The organism is Pseudomonas sp. DWRC2-2, assembly GCF_049897885.1.
GTDB classification, from domain to species: domain Bacteria; phylum Pseudomonadota; class Gammaproteobacteria; order Pseudomonadales; family Pseudomonadaceae; genus Aquipseudomonas; species Aquipseudomonas azotoformans_A.
Genome location: NZ_JAFCXD010000012.1, coordinates 72400 through 91182, shown reverse-complemented (window position 1 = coordinate 91182; position 18783 = coordinate 72400). Strand labels below are relative to the sequence as shown.

General features: G+C 61.7%; 15 protein-coding genes and 1 pseudogene. 10 read left to right on the top strand and 6 right to left on the bottom strand.

The genetic code is table 11. From position 1 onward, the window contains the following. The first annotated feature begins 4 nt into the window (after positions 1-4). Positions 5-1408: a PLP-dependent aminotransferase family protein gene (locus tag ACP7EW_RS30020; protein WP_426221712.1), complete on the top strand. Its 1404-nt coding sequence runs from the start codon at positions 5-7 to the stop codon at positions 1406-1408. Position 1409: 1 nt separating this feature from the next. Here ACP7EW_RS30020 and ACP7EW_RS30015 read toward each other — a convergent pair whose 3' ends face one another. Further along, positions 1410-2831 carry a serralysin family metalloprotease gene (locus ACP7EW_RS30015; protein ID WP_426221711.1) on the bottom strand — a complete coding sequence of 474 codons (1422 nt, stop codon included), beginning with the start codon at positions 2829-2831 and terminating at the stop codon, positions 1410-1412. Between the two features lie 281 nt (positions 2832-3112). On the opposite strand from ACP7EW_RS30015, the gene ACP7EW_RS30010 reads away from it, so the two are divergent. Further along, on the top strand, positions 3113-3853 hold the full coding sequence (locus ACP7EW_RS30010; RefSeq protein ID WP_028616631.1) for a response regulator: 741 nt from the start codon (positions 3113-3115) through the stop codon (positions 3851-3853). After that, positions 3850-5154 carry an ATP-binding protein gene (locus ACP7EW_RS30005; RefSeq protein WP_426221710.1) on the top strand — a complete coding sequence of 435 codons (1305 nt, stop codon included), beginning with the start codon at positions 3850-3852 and terminating at the stop codon, positions 5152-5154. The genes ACP7EW_RS30010 and ACP7EW_RS30005 overlap by 4 nt, the downstream gene beginning before the upstream one ends. 286 nt (positions 5155-5440) lie before the next feature. Here the strand turns inward: ACP7EW_RS30005 and ACP7EW_RS30000 are convergent, their stop codons facing one another. Beyond that, positions 5441-6370 carry a LysR substrate-binding domain-containing protein gene (locus tag ACP7EW_RS30000; protein WP_426221709.1) on the bottom strand — a complete coding sequence of 310 codons (930 nt, stop codon included), beginning with the start codon at positions 6368-6370 and terminating at the stop codon, positions 5441-5443. 235 nt (positions 6371-6605) lie between these two features. On the opposite strand from ACP7EW_RS30000, the gene ACP7EW_RS29995 reads away from it, so the two are divergent. The 6 genes from ACP7EW_RS29995 to ACP7EW_RS29970 all read left to right on the top strand — a co-directional run bounded on the left by ACP7EW_RS29995 (position 6606) and on the right by ACP7EW_RS29970 (position 13989). Next, the gene (locus ACP7EW_RS29995) at positions 6606-8249 is read left to right on the top strand and encodes an ABC transporter substrate-binding protein (RefSeq protein ID WP_426221708.1); all 1644 of its coding nucleotides are present in this window, start codon (positions 6606-6608) and stop codon (positions 8247-8249) included. A 47-nt stretch (positions 8250-8296) separates the two neighbouring features. Further along, the gene (locus ACP7EW_RS29990; protein ID WP_177112784.1) at positions 8297-9250 is read left to right on the top strand and encodes an ABC transporter permease; all 954 of its coding nucleotides are present in this window, start codon (positions 8297-8299) and stop codon (positions 9248-9250) included. Then, entirely contained in the window at positions 9247-10083 is an 837-nt protein-coding gene (locus ACP7EW_RS29985) for an ABC transporter permease (RefSeq protein WP_269133990.1), read from the top strand. The genes ACP7EW_RS29990 and ACP7EW_RS29985 overlap by 4 nt, the downstream gene beginning before the upstream one ends. Positions 10084-10085: 2 nt before the next feature. Further along, positions 10086-11726: a dipeptide ABC transporter ATP-binding protein gene (locus ACP7EW_RS29980; protein WP_033899616.1), complete on the top strand. Its 1641-nt coding sequence runs from the start codon at positions 10086-10088 to the stop codon at positions 11724-11726. A gap of 84 nt (positions 11727-11810) precedes the next feature. Beyond that, positions 11811-12980 carry a hypothetical protein gene (locus ACP7EW_RS29975; RefSeq protein WP_025999685.1) on the top strand — a complete coding sequence of 390 codons (1170 nt, stop codon included), beginning with the start codon at positions 11811-11813 and terminating at the stop codon, positions 12978-12980. A gap of 133 nt (positions 12981-13113) precedes the next feature. Then, the gene (locus ACP7EW_RS29970) at positions 13114-13989 is read left to right on the top strand and encodes a LysR substrate-binding domain-containing protein (protein ID WP_426221707.1); all 876 of its coding nucleotides are present in this window, start codon (positions 13114-13116) and stop codon (positions 13987-13989) included. Here ACP7EW_RS29970 and ACP7EW_RS29965 read toward each other — a convergent pair. The 4 genes and pseudogenes from ACP7EW_RS29965 to fae form a co-directional block, all read right to left on the bottom strand. Further along, positions 13936-14100: pseudogene (locus ACP7EW_RS29965) on the bottom strand (MFS transporter); the annotation flags it as partial. The gene ACP7EW_RS29970 and the pseudogene ACP7EW_RS29965 overlap by 54 nt on opposite strands. A gap of 48 nt (positions 14101-14148) precedes the next feature. After that, positions 14149-15582, bottom strand: a complete 1434-nt coding sequence (locus tag ACP7EW_RS29960) for an NAD-dependent succinate-semialdehyde dehydrogenase (protein ID WP_426221706.1) — start codon at positions 15580-15582, stop codon at positions 14149-14151. Further along, on the bottom strand, positions 15579-16613 hold the full coding sequence (locus ACP7EW_RS29955; protein ID WP_426221705.1) for an aldo/keto reductase: 1035 nt from the start codon (positions 16611-16613) through the stop codon (positions 15579-15581). Before ACP7EW_RS29955 ends, ACP7EW_RS29960 begins: the two co-directional genes overlap by 4 nt. Positions 16614-16623: 10 nt before the next feature. Then, positions 16624-17136, bottom strand: coding sequence for a formaldehyde-activating enzyme (gene fae / locus ACP7EW_RS29950; protein WP_426221704.1), 513 nt, complete (start codon positions 17134-17136; stop codon positions 16624-16626). 301 nt (positions 17137-17437) lie between these two features. On the opposite strand from fae, the gene ACP7EW_RS29945 reads away from it, so the two are divergent. Beyond that, complete coding sequence (locus ACP7EW_RS29945) at positions 17438-18688, top strand: ribonucleotide-diphosphate reductase subunit beta (protein ID WP_426221703.1); 1251 nt, start codon at positions 17438-17440, stop codon at positions 18686-18688. Positions 18689-18783 lie beyond the last annotated feature (95 nt).

Below are 18783 nucleotides of genomic sequence, written 5' to 3'. Positions count from 1 at the left end.
TCGCGTGTTCGTATCGGCCATCGCCTTTGTAGAAGGTGCCCCCAAGGTGCAACAGATCGTCGAGGCGTTCAGCCAGGCCATCGAAAACGGCGAATGGGCGCCCGGCAGCAAATTGCCCTCGGTTCGCGCACTGACCGAGACCCTGGGCGTGAGCAAGTTCACCCTCAATGAGGCCCTCGACCGCCTGCGCGGCCGCAACCTGCTCACATCCAGTCAAGGCCGTGGCTATTTTGTGGCGATAGACCACCCAAGGCCGACAACTTCGAACTGGGTTGATCTGCTGCCTCAGGACCTGCTCAGCGTATTGCGCCGCCCTCTCGCCACCGCCTACGGCGACCTGCGCCCTGGCGGCGGCCACCTGCCGGAAACCTGGCTGGACAGTGAAGCCCTGCGCCAAACCCTGCGCAGCGTCGTGCGTGCGCCGTCACTGCGCATCGCCAGCCTGGGCACACCGGCCGGGTTACTGCCGTTGCGCCAGGCCCTGCAACAGAAGCTGCACGGCGAGGGCCTGTCGGTGTCGGTGGAACAGATCATCACCACTCCCAACACCGTGCAAGGCCTGGACATGCTGATGCGCCTGCTGGCACGTCCCGGCGATACGGTCCTGCTCGATGCACCGTGTTATTTCAACTTCCACGCCAACCTGGCCCTGCACGGGGTCAAGGTGGTGACGATCCCGCGGCGTCCCGACGGTTTTGACTTCACGGCCCTCGAACACCTGCTGGCCGAGCATCGCCCCAGCCTGTACCTGACCACCAGCGTGTTGCACAACCCCACCGGCCACTCGTTCAGCCCCGGCCAGGCGTTCCGCCTGCTGCAACTGACCCAGCAGTACCACTGCCATATCGTCGAGGACGACCTCTACGGCGACCTGCACCCCAACCCGCCGCCGCGCCTGGCCGCCCTCGCCGGCCTCGACCATGTCACCTACCTGTCGGGCTTTTCCAAGATCCTCAGCGCCAACGCCCGCGTCAGCTTCGTGGTCGCCGCGCCGCAACTGGCGGCCAACCTCACCAACATGAAGCTGATGAGCGGCGGCGTGACCTCCGAACTGTTCGAACAGATCGTGTACCGCATGCTCAGCGAAGGCAGCTACGCCAAGCACCGCAAGCGCATGGTGCAACGCTTGATGGAGGCCGGCGGACGCGTGGAACAGTGGCTCAAGCGTTGCGGCTGCGAGCTGCCGATGGGTTACGAAGGCGGGATGTTTATCTGGGCGCGCCTGCCGCCTGGGGTCAACGGCGAACGGTTGGCCCAGGCAGCGTTAAAGCAGGGCATGGTGCTGGCGCCCGGCGCGCTGTTTGGCTACGACCCGACGCAGCGTGACTCGATGCGTTTCAACGTGGCCCACACTGATGAGCCCCAGGTGCAGCGTTTGTTTGAGACGCTGTTGCGAAACGCTCGCTGAATCAAACCACGATGTCGCTCTGCTGCAATTTACCGTGGACCAGCAGGACGAAGGCCGGCTCGCCAGGCTTGCCGCTGATTTGCAAGGTGCTCATCTGAAGTGCGGGGTCATAGGTCACCATCGCTTCGCCACTGGCGCCAGAAAATGCACGGACAAACTTCAACGGCTGGTTACCCAATGCCGCGCTGATCCCGGACACATCCACCCGGTCCTCGCCGCTGACGAAGTCCATGATCTGATCGGGGGCGTCGTGGGTCGACTCGCTGGTTTTCCCGTAGACAAAGACATCGTTGCCCTTGCCCCCCCACAGAAGGTCCGCCCCGTCTGCACCATATAACCGGTCGTTACCCTCCCCACCCTTGAGCGTGTTGGCTGCTTCGTTGCCCACCAGCAAATCGTTGCCGGAGCCGCCGATCGCATTTTCGATGGTCACGCCATAGGCAATCGAGACATTGCCCTTGAGGCCGCCGACATCCGAAAAGGTCCCGGCCTTGAGACTGATCTGTTGGTCCTGCTTATAGCCGGAGAAGTCCAATGTGTCGGTGCCGCCGCCGTCCCAAATGGCAGCGACCATCTTGTCCTTGTCGGTCTTGACGCTGAGGAAATCCCGGTCGGTATTGGAATTGAAACCGTAGGTGGTGTCGTCCTTGCGGGTTTCATGGTTGGCGCCGTATTTCTGCTGATAGGCGCTGATATCGTCAAGTTGCGGTGCCGACGCGCGGGTACCGCCGTGATTCATATAGCCGTGCCGTTCGCCCAGGTAACTCATGTGGGTATGGCTTTCGGAGTCTTCCAGATACCCGGCTTTCGCAGGGCCGGTACTGGCGTTGTATTTGCTCGGATGGCTCAGTCCCATGGCATGGCCCAACTCATGCACAAGGGTAAAACGACCTGCATCGCCATGGGCCGCATGGGGCACACTCTGATCGTCTTTTGTGTCGACGAACCAGGCATCGCCGCTGAATTTGTCCTTGGGATTCGGCAAGGACGTCTGAGGATAAGCAGCAACGGACTGACCTTTTTTATTATACAAATGGCCGTAATTGCCGACGGTAATGTGACCTTCGCTGCTCGCTGTTTTCGGCCCCTCGGTAAACCTCACGTTGGCCACATCCGAAATGGATTGCAAACTGCGTCGGGTCTGTTCGCGCTGATTTTCCAGGATGTGGGTGAACCCGGACTTATTGCGCTGTCGTTGATCCTTGTCTTTGGGAGGCTCTCGAAACTCATAAGTCACTTCATAATGACCGTCGCCGTTCTTGTCCGGCCAGCCCGCACTCCCACGCCAGAGCCTTTCTGTGGCCTCTTCAGGCGTCTTGGACGGTAATCCATTGTACTGGATGCCAGCACCGCGATCATCTCGGTGCTGAAACTGTTCAATCATCTGAAACGTGGTGCTGGCTCGCGAAGTAACGGCTGTCATGAATGCACTCTCATCAGGCAATAAAACCTGATCTTCTGGCCTTGAGTACCCAGTCGGATGTGCGTTTAAGCCGGGAATGCCTGCGACTCAGGCCATACGAACCTCTAGCGTTGTTCCCGACTGGCGTAGGACCTCACCCCGATCTTGGCGCATCAAACCCGCCATTTTGCTTCATCGTGTATCTCCTTATCGCCAGATACACTGCAATACAAAGGGCACAAGGCAAAGGTAGCGACAGTGGCTAGACTGCGCCCCAATGAGTAATTAACGAGGAAAGCAGCATGGATCATGTCGATCACATCCTGATCGTCGATGACGACCGGGAGATCCGCGAGCTGGTAGGCAACTACCTGAAGAAAAACGGCATGCGCACCACCGTGGTCGCCGACGGCCGCCAGATGCGCAGCTTCCTCGACACCACGCCAGTGGACCTGATCGTGCTGGACATCATGATGCCCGGCGACGATGGCTTGCAGCTGTGCCGCGAACTGCGGGTGGGCAAGCACAAGGCCACGCCGGTGCTGATGCTCACCGCGCGCAACGATGAAACCGACCGCATCATCGGCCTGGAAATGGGCGCCGACGACTACCTGGTCAAACCCTTCGCCGCCCGTGAATTGCTGGCGCGTATCAACGCCGTATTGCGCCGCACACGGATGCTTCCACCGAACCTGGTGGTCAGCGAAACCGGACGGCTGATCCGTTTCGGTCGCTGGCGCCTGGACACCACCGCCCGCCACCTGCTCGACGAAGACGACACCCTGGTGGCCCTGAGCGGTGCCGAATACCGGCTGCTGCGGGTGTTTCTCGACCACCCGCAACGCGTGCTCAACCGCGACCAGTTGCTCAACCTGACCCAAGGCCGCGATGCCGACCTGTTCGACCGTTCCATCGACCTGCTGGTGAGCCGCCTGCGCCAACGCCTGCTGGATGATGCCCGCGAACCGGCCTACATCAAGACCGTGCGCAGCGAGGGCTACGTGTTCTCGCTGCCGGTGGAAATCCTCGGGGCCGAGCAATGAGCTTAAGGTTTGGCTGGCCGCGTACCCTGGCGTCACAGTTGTCGCTGATCTTCCTGATCAGCCTGGTGTGCGCCCATGGTTTGTCCTTCAGCGCGCAGTTCTATGAGCGCTACATCAGTGCGCGCACCGCCATGCTGGGCAACCTGGAAAACGATGTGTCCACCTCGGTGGCCATTCTCGACCGCCTGCCGGCCAACGAACGCGCCAGTTGGCTATCGCGTCTCGACCGGCAGAACTATCGCTACCTGCTCAATGCCGGCGAAACCGGCGAACCGATGAGCAGCGATGATGTGCCCATGGCCGCCACCTCTATCGCAGACGCGCTGGGCGAACACTACGCGCTGACCTTCCGCGACATCCCCGGCATGCAAAAACACTTCCAGGCGCACCTGACCCTGGCCGATGGCAGCCCGATTACCATTGACGTCCGCCCCGCCATGATCCCCGTTGCCTATTGGCTGCCAGTGGTGCTGGTGCTGCAACTCGCGTTGTTGCTGGGTTGCACTTGGATCGCCGTGCGCCTGGCCATCCGCCCATTGACCCGCCTGGCGCGCGCCGTGGAAACCCTCGACCCCAACGCCCACCCAACGCCGCTGGACGAAAACGGCCCCACCGAAGTCGCCCACGCCGCCGCCGCGTTCAACGAAATGCAAAAACGCATCGCCGAATACCTCAAGGAACGCATGCAGATCCTCGCGGCGATTTCTCACGACCTGCAAACCCCGATCACCCGCATGAAACTGCGCGCCGAATTCATGGAGGACTGCGCCGAACGCGACAAACTCTGGAGCGACCTGGGCGAGATGGAACACCTGGTGCGCGAAGGCGTGGCCTATGCGCGCAGCGTCCACGGCGCCACCGAAGCCAGCCACCGCATCAACCTCGACGCCTTCCTCGACAGCCTGGTATTTGATTACCAAGACATGCACAAACAGGTCAGCCTCAGCGGCAAAAGCGCCGTGGTCCTCGACACCCGCCCCCACGCCCTGCGCCGGGTACTGGTGAACCTCGTGGACAACGCCCTCAAATTTGCCGGCGCCGCACAACTGGAAGTCGGCTCCACGGCCAATGGCGAACTGTCGATCAAGGTCCTGGACAACGGCCCCGGCATCGCCGAAGACGAACTGATCCAGGTGATGCAACCGTTCTACCGCGTGGAAAGCTCCCGCAACCGCGGCACCGGCGGCACCGGCCTGGGTTTGGCGATTGCCCAGCAATTGGTGGTCGCGATTGGCGGCACGCTGACCTTGAGCAACCGGCCGGAAGGTGGGTTGTGTGCGCAGATCAAGATCAGCCTATAGCCTCACCAGAACCAAATGGCTGGTTCGCCCTTGCTTTTGCTCCACACCACTCAAGCCGGCTGTCAGGCCGCTGTGCTTTGCTTTTGATTTTGATCCTAGGCGGCCCCCCAAATCACTGTCGGATTACGGGCACACCGAGCCTAGGCGAGGTGCCGAGTGTTGGGGCAAGAGCCCTTTGGTTACTTTGGGCTGGGCCGGCATTCCGGCTCTTTTCCAAAGTGACCCGCCGTAAGGGCGGAACCAATACCCGCCGTTACCCAAATAACGGATATGTACCCCTACCCAATCAGCTAGCCGCCGTAGAAGGCTCCAACTGCCGTTGCGCCAACCAAATTTCCTCCTGCAACCACTGCCCAAACACCTGCAACTGCGGCATATCCGTCTGCTCCGGCCGAGTCACCAACCAATACGACTGATGCCCCTCCACATGCACATTCAACACCTGAGTCAACTGCCCAGCCGCCAACTCCGCCGCCACCATATGCCAGTCAGCAATGGTAATCCCCAACCCATCCGTAGCCGCCCGAATAGCCAGATCCAACAGATCGAACTCATACCCACCCTGGGTATCCACCCCATGGATCCGCGCCGCATCCAACCAATGTTTCCACGTAAGATACCGCTGATCCTCACTGGCCAACACATGCAGCAAAGTCATGCGATTCAAGTCCACCCCATCGCTGCACTCACGGGCATACAGCGACGGCGCACACACCGCAATATGCCGCTCCTGAATCAACAACGAACTGTCCAAGCCATCCCATTCACCATTGCCAAAACGAATCGCACAATCGAGCGTGCTGGTCTGTGCCAGGCTGTCCTGCAAGCAAGTGGTGATGCTCAACTCCAGCTCCGGGTGGGCCTCACGCAGGCGCCCCAGGCGCGGCATCAACCAGCGGCTGGTAAAGGTCGGCGGCGCATTGACGTGCAGGCGATTGGAGTGGGTTTTCTGCTGGATACTGCGCACAGTCAACTCGATCTTGTCGAAGGATTGGTGCAGCGCACGCAGCAGTACGCGCCCGGCGCTGGTCAGCTCCAAGTGGTGATGACGCCGTTCCAGCAGGTTCTCGCCCAACTGTTCTTCCAACTGCCGGACCTGGCGGCTGACCGCGCTCTGGGTCACGTTCAACAGCTCCGCAGCCCGGGTAAAACTGCCGGTGCTGCCGGCCACCTCGAAAGCCTTGAGGGCATTGAGACCGGGCATTTTGCGTTTCATGAAAGGCACTCGAAGACGACTGACGAGGCGCCAAGCATCCCACGATCCGTAGGAGGTTTCCTAGCCAACATGATTTTTTGTATCTGCCAGCCCGTCTATCTCCACACCTTGGCGCCCTGACGCGGACTAACATGCGTTTAATGAACGTTTAACGGCTGAATTTATCGTTTGTCGATCTTTGCGCAAATCACAAAACTGCGGGCATCTCTAATAAAAACAACATGAGAGCAGCCCCATGTCCGACTCCAACGTTCTAGCGACCCTGGACGGTAACGCGCCGCACCCCGCTGTCGACGCACTGTGCACCCAAGTGCAGCGCGGCGAGATCAACCGCCGCCAATTCCTGCGCACCGCCGCCCTGCTCGGCATCACCGCGGCCAGTGCCTCCACCTTCATCGGTTCAGCCTTGCTCGGCAGCGACGCCCAGGCGGCCGACGGCACGCCCGCCCGTCAAGGCGGCAGCCTGCGGTTTGCCTGCGCCATCCAGGAAATCCAGGACCCGATGCTGATCACCTGGATCGAAGCCTCGAACCTGTTGCGCAACTCCCTGGAATACCTGACCTGGGTCGACGCCGATAACATCACCCACCCGTACCTCGCCGAAAACTGGAGCCCATCAGAGGATCTCACCACCTGGACCTTCAACCTGCGCCAGGACGTGAAGTGGAGCAACGGCGACAGCTTCAACGCCGATGACGTGCAGCACAATATCCAGCGCTGGATTGCCGCCGACTCCAAGTCGGTCAACCGCACCGCGTTCCAGGACATCAAGGCCTTCGAAAAAGTCAGCGACTACCAGTTCCGCCTGCAACTCAAGCGGCCGATCCTGGCGATCCCGGAAATGCTCAACGCCTTCACCTGCGCCCTGGTGCACCGCAGCTTCAAGGCCGGCGATGACTGGGCGAAAAACCCATTGGCCACCGGGCCGTTCAAGCTGGTGTCGTTTGCCGTGAACAAGCAGGCGACCTTCACCAAGCGCGCCGACTATTGGGGCAAACCGGCCAACCTCGACGAGCTGCGCTACATCGACATGGGCACTGACGTATCCACCCACCTCGCCGCCCTGCAAGCCGGCCAAGTCGACGTGCTGTACCGCGTCACCGTGGCCGAGTTGGACCTGGCCAAGCGCCTGCCCGGTGCGCAACTGCTCAGCTGCAAATCCGCGCAGACCGTGGTGATGCGCATGGCCTGCGACCAGAAGCCCTTCACCGATGTGCGCGTGCGTAAAGCCGTGGTGCTCTGCGCCGACAACGCGCAGATGCTCAAGGTCGCCTATCGAGGCATGGGCACCCTGGGCGAGGACCATCATGTGGCCCCTTCCCATCCTGAATATTTCCCACTGCCCAAGCGCGAACGCGATGTGGCGGCGGCGAAAAAACTGCTGGTCGAGGCCGGTTTTGCCAATGGCCTGGACATCGACCTGATCGTCGGCAACACCCAGGGTCGTTATGAGCAGGACTGCGCGCAAATCCTGCAGCAAAACTGCCTGGAAGCCGGGATCCGCATCAACCTCAAAGTGGTCCCGGCCGCACAATACTGGCCGATCTGGGACAAGGCCGCGTTCAGTCTGACCTACTGGGCCCATCGCCCGCTCGGCGTGATGTCCCTGGAATTGGCCTACCGTGGCGGTGGCGCCTGGAACGAAAGCCACTACAGCGACCCGGCCTTCGACGCCGCGCTGGACAAGGCCATGGGCATCATCGACCCGAAACAACGTGCGGCGGCCATGCAGAGCGTCGAGCAGATCCTGCAGGACGCTTGCGTGATCGTGCAGCCGTTCTGGGGCGACAAGTTCACCGCCGTGAGCAAAAAGGTGCAGGGCTTCCAGGTGCACCCTTCCGACTTCTACCCCATGGGCAATGTCTGGCTGAGTGCCTGAATTACTGGCGCAACACACCTCCCATTACCCGTCGGAGCATGCACCTGATGGCTCATTTTCTATTGCGCAAACTGCTGATGCTGTTAGCGACACTGCTGTCGGTGTCGCTGATCGTGTTCCTGGCCCTGGAGCTGAACATCGAGGACGTGGCAATCAACGTCCTCGGCCCCTACTCCGCCGCCGACCAGCGCGCGGCGTGGCTGTTGGAACATGGCTACAACCAACCCTTCGTGTGGCGCTACCTGGTGTGGCTCAAGGACTTCGTGACCGGCGACTGGGGCACCTCGGTGTACTTTCGCGAGCCGGTGTTGAAACTGCTGCTGCCCAACCTGTGGCAAACCCTGACCCTGGCCGGGCTGGCGTTGCTGGTCATGGTGCCGGTGGCGTTGACCCTGGGCATCCTCGCCGGGATTCGCCAGGGCTCGTTGATCGACCGGCTGGTGTCGTTCCTGTCGATTGTCACCACCTCGATCCCGGACTTCGCCAGTGCGGTGTTCGTCTCGGCAATCTTCGTGTTCTGGCTCAACTGGCTGCCCGGCGTAAGCAGCATGAGCGATGGCTTCAGCGCCGTGGAACTGGTGCTGCCGCTGATGGTGCTGTGCCTGTTCGGCATTGGCTACCTGGCGCGCATTACCCGCGCGTCGATGGTGGAAGTGATGCAAGCGCCGTATATCCGCACCGCACGGCTCAAAGGCGCGTCCACTACGCGCATTGTGCTGCGCCACGCGTTGCGCAACGTGCTGATCGCGCCGGTCACGGTGATCATGCTGTACATCCCGTGGCTGCTGTCGAACGTCATCGTGGTGGAGGTGTTTTTCGCCTACAAGGGCTTCGGCTCGCTGCTGTACACCGCGTCGCTCAACCATGACGTCTACCTGATCGAAGCCTGCGCAATGATCAGCGGCGTGGTGGTGGGTATCAGCAAGATCTTCTCGGACCTGGCCTACACCTGGCTCAACCCGCGCATCACCCTGCACAGTCTCGGCGGAGGCCGCCAATGAACCTGCTCAACGCCTTCAAACATCCCCTGGCCCTGCTCGGCCTGCTGCTGGTCGGCGGCTGGGTGCTGATCGCCCTGTGCGCGCCGTGGCTGGCGCCCCATGATCCGCTGGAAAGCTTCACACCGTTGCTCACGCCGATGACGGCTGGCGAAGACGGCGCACGCTTCTTGCTTGGCACCGACATGATTGGCCGCGACATCCTTTCGCGCTTGATCTGGGGCACGCGCACCGTGCTGTTCTGGTCGATCCTCGCCACCCTCACCGCGTTTGCCGTGGGCATTGCCATGGGCCTGTGCGCCGGTTATTTCAACGGCTGGGTGGACGCGGCGCTGTCCTACGTGGCCGATACCGTGCTGTCGTTCCCGGTGCTGGTGTTGTACATCGTGATCATCATCGCCCTCGGCGCCTCGGCGCTGAATATCCTGATTGCGGTGACCTTCACCAGCGCCCCGGCGATCTTTCGCATCATGCGCGCGTTGACCATCGACATCCGGTCGCGCGACTACGTGCTCAGCGCCATCACCCAAGGCGAAGGCTCACTGCGCATCATGCTGGTGGAAATATTGCCCAACTGCGGCGGGCCGCTGATCGTCGATTTCTGCCTGCGCATCGGTTACACCGCGATCATGATCGGTGCCTTGGGTTTCCTCGGCCTCGGCCTGCCGCCGCCTACGCCGGACTGGGGCGGCATGATCAACGACGGCCGCGCCATGGCCATTTCCTTCCCGCACCTGGTGATCTTCCCCTGCATCGCCATCTCCACCCTGATGCTGGGCCTGAGCCTGCTTGCCGACGGGCTGGATGAACACGCGCAGCAAGGCGCAAGGAGTTGAGCATGAACAGCCAGCAAACCGTATTGCGGGTCGACAACCTCAGCGTCGAGCTGCCCAAGGGCGCCGACCGTAGCCACGCCGTACAGGGCATCAGCCTGGAAGTGCGCAAGGGCGAAATCCTCTGCGTGATCGGTGAGTCGGGCTCGGGTAAATCCGTGCTGTCGGCGGCGATTATGGGCGACTACGCCAAAGGCCTGCGACATGCCGGCGGCGTGATCGATTTTCTCGGCGATGACATCTGTACCCTCGACGAAGCCCGCTTGCGCGCCCTGCGTGGCAACCGCATCGCGATGATCTTCCAGGAACCCATGGCGGCGCTGAACCCGGCGATTCGCATCGGCAAGCAAGTCGAAGAAATCTTCGACATCCACGCCCCGCAGATGCCCGCCGCCGAGCGCCGTGAACGCATGCTTGCGCTGCTGGAGTCCACCCAACTGCCGGACCCGCCGCGCATCGCTAACAGCTTTCCCCATCAGCTTTCCGGCGGCCAATGCCAGCGCGTAGTGATCGCCATGGCCTTGGCGATGAACCCGGATTTGCTGATCGCCGACGAGCCCACCACCGCCCTTGACGTGACCACCCAGGCCCAGGTGCTGAAGCTGGTGCGCGACCTGCGCGGGCGTGGGCAGCACGGCATTCTGTTTATCACCCATGACTTCGGCGTGGTGGCGCAGATCGCCGACCGCATTGCAGTGATGGAAGGCGGCCGCCTGGTAGAGATCGGTGAGCGCGACCAGGTACTGAACGCACCGGCCCACGCCTACACGCGCAAGCTGATCGCAGCTGTGCCGGCGCTGCACCCGGAGCTGCATGCGCCGAGTGCCGACGGCGAAATGGCGCTGCGTATCGAGCACCTGACCAAGACCTACACCGTCGGCGGCAGCTCGGTGGCGGCGCTGCGCAATGTGTCGCTGAACCTGCCACGGGGCAAGACCCTGGCGATTGTCGGCGAGTCCGGCTCGGGCAAAAGCACCCTGGTCAAGGCGGCGATTCGCTTGGTGGACAGTGACAGTGGGCATGTGTGGGTGGGCGATACCGATTTCCTGGCCTTGAATGGCTCGGCGTTGGCGGCCAATCGGCGGCGTATCCAGATGATTTTCCAGGACCCCTACGGTTCGTTGAACCCGCGCCACCGTGTCGGCGACATCATCGCTCGCGCCGCCCAATTGCGTGGGTTGTCGGCCAAGGATGCCTGGGCCGAGGCCGGTGATTTGCTGGAACAGGTCGGCCTCAAGCGTGATGCATTGCAGCGTAAACCCCGGCAGTTCTCCGGCGGCCAGCGCCAACGCATCGGCATCGCCCGTGCCCTGGCGATGCGCCCGCAAGTGCTGATCGCCGATGAAAGCGTGTCGGCGCTGGATGTGTCCGTGCAGAAACAGGTGCTGGAATTGCTGGCCGACCTGCAGAAGCAGTTGAACCTGAGCATCCTGTTCATCACCCATGACCTGCGGGTGGCCGCGCAGATCAGCGACCACATCGCCGTGATGCGCCAGGGTGAAGTGGTGGAGTACGGCACTGCCGAACAGGTGCTGCTGCGCCCACAAAACGCCTACACCCAGGCACTGTTGGCGGCCGCACCGGGCGCGTCCGAACTGCCCGCCGCCGGACCGCCCTTGCGGCTGATCCGCCCCACGGCTCACTGAGTTCAACCCTTTTCCCTGCGTCGCAGCGTTCGCTGCGGCAACGGGCTGCTGTTGCCCAAAAAAACTAAAAACGAGAGTAAAACCATGCGACCAACGATGCGCTACTTCACCCTCATCCCTGTACTCGGCGCCCTCGCAGCGCCGGCCATGGCCGTGCAGGTCACCGACAACCTCGACCTCGGCGGCGCCATCCGCGCGCGCTGGGACTACGACCCGGACCGCGACATCCAGAAGTTCGGCCTGGACACCGTGTTCCTCAGCGCCAAGTACAACTCCGACAGCTGGATCGGCGAGGCGCAGTACCGTTTCTACGGGCGTTCGTACCCCTACCAGTACACCAAGAACTACGGCGACATCCAGTTCGCCAAGTTCGCCTGGGTCGGCTACAAGTTCAACCCCGAGCAACAAGTGCAAGTGGGCCTGAACACCGTGCCATTCGGCTTGCAGCCCTACTTCGGCAGCACCTTCTACGAAACCCTGGGCAACGTGATCGGCCTGGAAGACGTGCAGCAGGTCGGCGCCAAATACGTGCAGCAGACCGGCGACTGGAATATCCAGGCCGGCTATTACCTGCGCCCGGCGTGGCAAGGCAAGGGCACCAGCAAGGGCGTGACCTATTCCAGCGTGGTCTCCGGCGCGGACAGTTACGTCGCCGACGGCAGCGACAACCAGGAACGCAACACCGTGGTGCTGCGCGTGGCCAAGGCCCTGGACCTGGGCGACTGGAAATCCGAAGTCGGCCTGTCCGGCCTCACCTCCACCCTGGAAAACAAAGACACCGGCAACGATGGTCGACGCAACGCCGTAGCCATCCACTACCTGGGCAAAAACGGCCCGTGGGGCCTGCAATTGCAGGCGGCGCGCCAACAGATGTCGCCGCGCAACGCCGGCACCGACGAAGTGGTGACCCTGGGCGGTTATGACGGCACCTTCAACGTCGCCAGCCGCGGCAACCTGTATGTGGCAGACCTGAGTTATGACGTGGGCGGCAAGTACCTGTGGGATCAGGTCAGCGGCGTGAAGCTGTATGCCAACTACAGCGCCTTCGATAAGTCCGCCGATGAGTTCAAGACCTCGCAGCGGGTGATCCTCGGTACGTCGTTTTCGTTCAGCAAGTTGTGGATTGCGACGGAGTGGTTGATTGGCAAGAATGACCCGTACATTGGTGGCAGCAGCTACACCCAAAGCCTGGGGGCTGGGGGTAGCAACCAGTGGGAGAATCAGCTGTACATGAACATTGGGTATTACTTCTAATAGGCGTCGTCAGTTCAGACGCCTTCGCGAGCAAGCCCGCTCCCACAGTTTGAATGCATTCCCCTGTGGGAGCGGGCTTGCCCGCGAAGAGGCCAGCACCAACACCATAAAAACAATGTGTGGAACTCGGACCATGCGCCACCTTCCCTCTCTCAACATGCTCCGCGTCTTCGAAGAAGTCGCCCGCCACCGCAGCTTCAGCCAGGCCGCCGTAGGCCTCAACGTCACCCAGGGCGCAGTCAGCCGCCAGATCAAGCAACTGGAGGACTACCTTGGCGTTGCCCTCTTTATCCGCACGCCCCAAGGCTTGTCCCTGACCGAAGCCGGTTTTGCCCTCTCCCCGCACTTGAGCGACGCCTTCGACCATATCGAACGCGCCCTGCAAGCCGTGCGCGTGCCCAACCTGCGCCAGCGCCTGCGCATCGTCGCGCCGCCGACCTGGGCCACGCGTTGGCTGTCCGCGCATTTGCGGCGCTTCTGCGAGCGTTACCCGGACATCAATCTCAGCGTCACCCACCAGGCGACCCACGACAGCCTGGCGGAAATCGACTGCCAGATCCGTTTCGGCCTGGAACCCGCAGCGCATTGCAGCAGTGAGTTGCTGGTGATGGAGCGGCACATCGCGGTCGCCAGTCCGGAGTTGTTCAGCGACGGCCAACTGCCGGACCTGCGGCGATTTCCACTCCTGCATATCCTGCACGACGGCAAGCGTTTGAAGGTCTGGGAAAACTGGCTGGCGGCCATGGGCCGTGAGGACATTGATGCGGACCAGGGCCTGGAATTCAGCACCCTGGACCAGGTGATCCACACTGCCCTGGCAGGCGGTGGCTTGGCGGTGATCGACCGGCAGATGATTGAACGTGAGTTGGCCAACGGCAGCCTGTTGCCGATCACCCCCGTGGAAGTGATCGGTCCTTATGGCTATTGGCTGGATGTGGCGATGGACAAACAGGGTTTATCCAAGGTGCGGTTGTTTACGCAGTGGCTGGGCCAGGTCAGCAACCCCTGACATCGGCGGTGCCTCGGCCTTGCACGCCTGGCTCAGGGTCAGTGCCTTGGTTTCCGGGGCCCAGGCCCAGGAAATGATCGCGCCGAACACCAGAATCGCCGCAAGAATGCCCGCTCACCACAGCAAGCCCGCTCACTACATCATCACATCACAAGGGGGTTACAGGCCGCCCATCAACAGGTATTTGATTTCCAGGTAATCCTCCAGCCCGTACTTGGAACCTTCACGGCCCAGGCCCGATTCCTTGATGCCGCCAAACGGCGCGACTTCGGTGGAGATGATCCCTTCGTTGATCCCCACCATGCCGGCTTCCAGGCCTTCGGCCATGCGCCACACGCGGCCGATGTCGCGGCTGTAGAAGTAGGCGGACAAGCCGAACGGCGTGTCATTGGCGCGTTGCAGCACTTCGGCTTCGTCCTTGAAACGGAAGCACGCGGCCACCGGCCCGAAGGTTTCTTCCTGGGCGATCAGCATGTCGCCGTGGGCTTCGGTGAGGATGGTCGGTTCAAAGAAGGTGCCGCCCAGTGCATGGCGACGGCCGCCGCACAACAGCGTGGCGCCCTTCTCCAGGGCATCGCCGACATGGGCTTCGACCTTGGCCAACGCAGCGGCGTTGATCAGCGGGCCCTGCTCCGTTTCGCCGTCCAAGGCACTGCCAACGCGCATGGCGCTCACGGCTTCGGCCAGTTTGCGGGCGAAGGCGTCGTACACGCCGTCCTGGATGAAGAAGCGGTTGACGCACACGCAGGTCTGCCCGGTGTTGCGGAACTTGGAGGCCATGGCGCCTTTGACGGCGGCGTCCAGGTCGGCGTCGTCGAACACAATGAACGGCGCGTTGCCGCCCAGTTCCAGAGAGACCTTTTTCAGGGTGTCCGCCGCCTGGCGCATCAGCAGCTTGCCGGTGCGGGTCGAGCCGGTGAACGACAGCTTGCGCACCACACTGGAGGCTTGCAGTGCACCGCCAATCGCCACGGCATCGCCGGAGACAATGTTGAACACCCCCGCCGGAATCCCCGCCTGCTCGGCCAGCACCGCCAGGGCAAACGCCGACAGCGGGGTTTCTTCCGAAGGTTTGAGGATCATCGTGCACCCCGCCGCCAGCGCCGGGCCGACCTTGCGGGTGACCATGGCCAGGGGGAAGTTCCACGGTGTGATCGCCGCGACCACACCGATGGCTTCCTTGACCACGATGATCCGCGCATCCGCCTTGTGGCTCGGGATCACGTCGCCATAGGCGCGCTTGGCTTCTTCACCAAACCATTCCAGAAAGCTCGCGGCGTAGACCACTTCGCCCATGGCTTCAGCCAGGGGCTTGCCCTGCTCCAGGCTGAGCAGTTGCGCCAGGTCCTTCTGATTGCTCAGCATCAGCTCGCTCCAGCGCTTGAGGCGCTGGCTGCGTTCCTTGGCGGTGAGCTTGCGCCAGGCCGGCAAGGCGCGGTGGGCGGCGTCGATGGCCAGGTTGGTTTCTTCGCCGGCGGCGCGCTGTACATCAGCGATCAGCGCGCCATTGGCCGGGTTGAGCACCGGGTAGGTCGGCCCACCGCTGGACCATTGACCATCGATGTAGTTGCCCTTGCGGATCAGCGGGTTCATGCCACGGCCTCAATCAGGTTGAAACGGTCCAGGCCCGGACGGGCCGCACGCAGGATGCGCTTGCCGGCGGTGTAGTCGTTGATCACATCGCACGGGGTGTAGTTGCGCTCCAGTTCGTGGAGTTCCTCGGTATCCAGTTGGGTGTCCAAGGCAGCCAGTGCGCTATCGAATTGTTCGGTGGTGTCGGCGCCCACCAGCATCACGTCGACGCCGGGGTGGTTGGCGACCCAGGCCTGGGCGATCTGCGCGTTGGACACGCCACGGGCGCGGGCCACACGTTGCACCGAGTGGGCGATGTCAAACGACGCCTGGTCGCTGTACATCTGCTGGGTGAAGAAGTCGGTCTGGTTGCGGGTCGACTGCACTTCGCCGGTGAGCAAGCCACGGGCCAGCGGGCTGAACACCGAGACGCCCAGGCCCTGGTCGCGGCAGAACGGGATCATTTCGCGTTCTTCCTCGCGGTAGGCGCAGTTCAGTTGCAGCTGCATGTTGATCGGCTTGACCCAACCGTTGCGCTCGCAAGCCATGAGGATCTTGGCCAACTGGCCGGTGAGCATGGTCGACACGCCGATGTAACGCGCCTTGCCGGAACGCACGATGTCGTTCAATGCGTTCATGGTTTCTTCGACCGGAGTGTTCACGTCGAAGTAATGCAGCATGAACACGTCGACGTAATCCATGCCTAAGCGACTCAGGGACGCGTCGATGCTGTCCATGATGTGCTTGCGTGAATGGCCGCTGGCGTTGATGCCGCTGCGGGTGCCGTAGCCGACCTTGGTGGTGACCACGATCTCGTCACGCCGCGCCACGCGCTTGAGGATGCGCCCCACCACTTCTTCGCCGACGCCAGCGGAATAGAAGTCGGCCAGGTCGATGAAGTTGACGCCGTTGGCCAGGGCGTGGGCGACGATGGGCTCGCTTTGCTTTTCATCGAAGATCCACGGTTTCCAGTCCGGGGTGCCCATGTTCATAGTGCCCAGGCACAGGCGCGAGACTTGCAGGCCAGAGTTGCCCAATCGAGTGTATTGCATGGGAATCTCCTCAGGCCTTTGGCGTGTAGAAAGGGTTGCTGATGTGGTTGACCACGTCGGCCAATTGCGCGGTGAACGGCGTGCCGGTCAGGGCGGCGCGGATCGCGGTGCGGCAGGCGTTGTAGTTGTTCAGGTAGACGGCATCCAGGTCATCGCAGCCTGGGTTGACCCAGTTCGCGGTGACGATGGCCCACTCGTCTTCGGCTTCCGGCGGCAAGGTGCCGTCGAGCAGGGCTTCCAGCACCGCCTTGGCGATACCGGCCTGGGACGCGCCCCAGGTGGCGTTGCCGTGCAAATCGCTGCTGATTTCAACCTTGTTGACGTACAGGGTCATGGGCTTGACCGGAATGTTCGGCTGGGCAATCACCATAAACGGGCAATGCCCCTGGCTTGGCGACGCAAGGCTATTGGCGAACGCCTGGCCCGCCGGGCCGTTTCGTGGGCCGATCAGGATGTTGATGTGGGCCGCGTTGACGCCCGGGCCTTCGAAACCTTCGCCGATGTAGAGATCCAGTGTTTTCATTGCGCAAACGCTCGTTGTTGTTATGGGGAGCTGGTTGGCGAATTTTTAGCACTGGGTAGGAAAGCGGCCGTAACCATTAAAAGTCATGGGGCTGTGAGTTTTGCTCATACCCCCTGCGACGATGGCGGTCGTCTTGTGCGTTGACCATCGTTGTTACACACCATATAGTGTGCCCACAAACAAAACAGACCACTACATAGTGTGCAGTATCGGTATTTACCGACCACACTATGCGCAGTATTTCAATGCCTTGAAGCCTGCAAAAACACTTATTTTTCGAATACCAGGAAGGAGCATTTCCATGCTGAGTTGGGATGAAGTCGACAACGAAGACACCGGTGCAGCGGTGATCAAGGGCGCCAACGCCGGCCATGCCAGCGAAGCCAACATGGACCGTCTCGACGGTGCCGGCGCCGCCGCAGCGCTGGAAGCCCGTAACGTGAGCGCCAACGACTCCGCCGCGATCATCCGCGCCAAAGCCGCCCTCGACAAACTCGACGTCGCCGAAGGCCTCGCCGAGCTGGAAGGCTCCGCCGCCCGCGTCGCCGTTGACGAAAAACGCATGATCAACTGCCGCGCCGACCTCAATCAACTCGTACCCTTCAAGTACGACTGGGCCTGGCAGAAGTACCTCGACGGCTGCGCCAACCACTGGATGCCGCAAGAGGTCAACATGACCGCCGACATCGCCCTGTGGAAAAACCCCGAAGGCCTGACCGACGACGAGCGTCGTATCGTCATGCGTAACCTGGGCTTCTTCTCCACCGCCGACTCCCTGGTGGCCAACAACCTGGTGCTGGCCGTGTACCGCCTGATCACCAACCCGGAGTGCCGCCAGTACATCCTGCGCCAGGCCTTCGAAGAAGCGATCCACACCCACGCCTACCAGTACTGCATCGAATCCCTGGCCATGGATGAAGGCGAGATCTTCAACATGTACCACGAGATCCCATCGGTCGCCAAAAAGGCTGCCTGGGGCCTGAAGTACACCCGTTCGATCTCCGATCCGAAGTTCGAAACCGGCACCGTCGAAACCGACAAAGAGCTGCTGCGCAACCTGGTCGCCTACTACTGCGTGCTGGAAGGCATCTTCTTCTACTGCGGCTTCACCCAGATCCTGTCCATGGGCCGTCGCAACAAAATGACCGGCGTGGCGGAGCAGTTCCAGTACATCCTGCGTGACGAGTCGATGCACCTGAACTTCGGTATCGATGTGATCAACCAGATCAAAATCGAAAACCCACATCTGTGGGATGCGGAGATGAAGGAAGAAGCGACCCAGATGATCCTGCAAGGGACTCAGCTGGAGATCGAATATGCGCGCGATACCATGCCGCGTGGCGTGCTGGGGATGAACGCGGCGATGATGGAGGACTACCTCAAATTCATCGCCAACCGTCGTCTGTCGCAGATTGGCTTGAAGGAAGAGTATCCAGGCACCACCAACCCGTTCCCGTGGATGAGCGAGATCATGGACTTGAAGAAAGAGAAGAACTTCTTCGAGACCCGTGTGATTGAGTACCAGACTGGCGGCGCGCTGAGCTGGGATTGATTTCTATCCTGAGCGCGAGTAAGGACCAACGCTTGAAATAGAAGAGACCAAAAACAAGAAACCCATAGCAACCGTTCGTGCGGCGGCTATGGGTC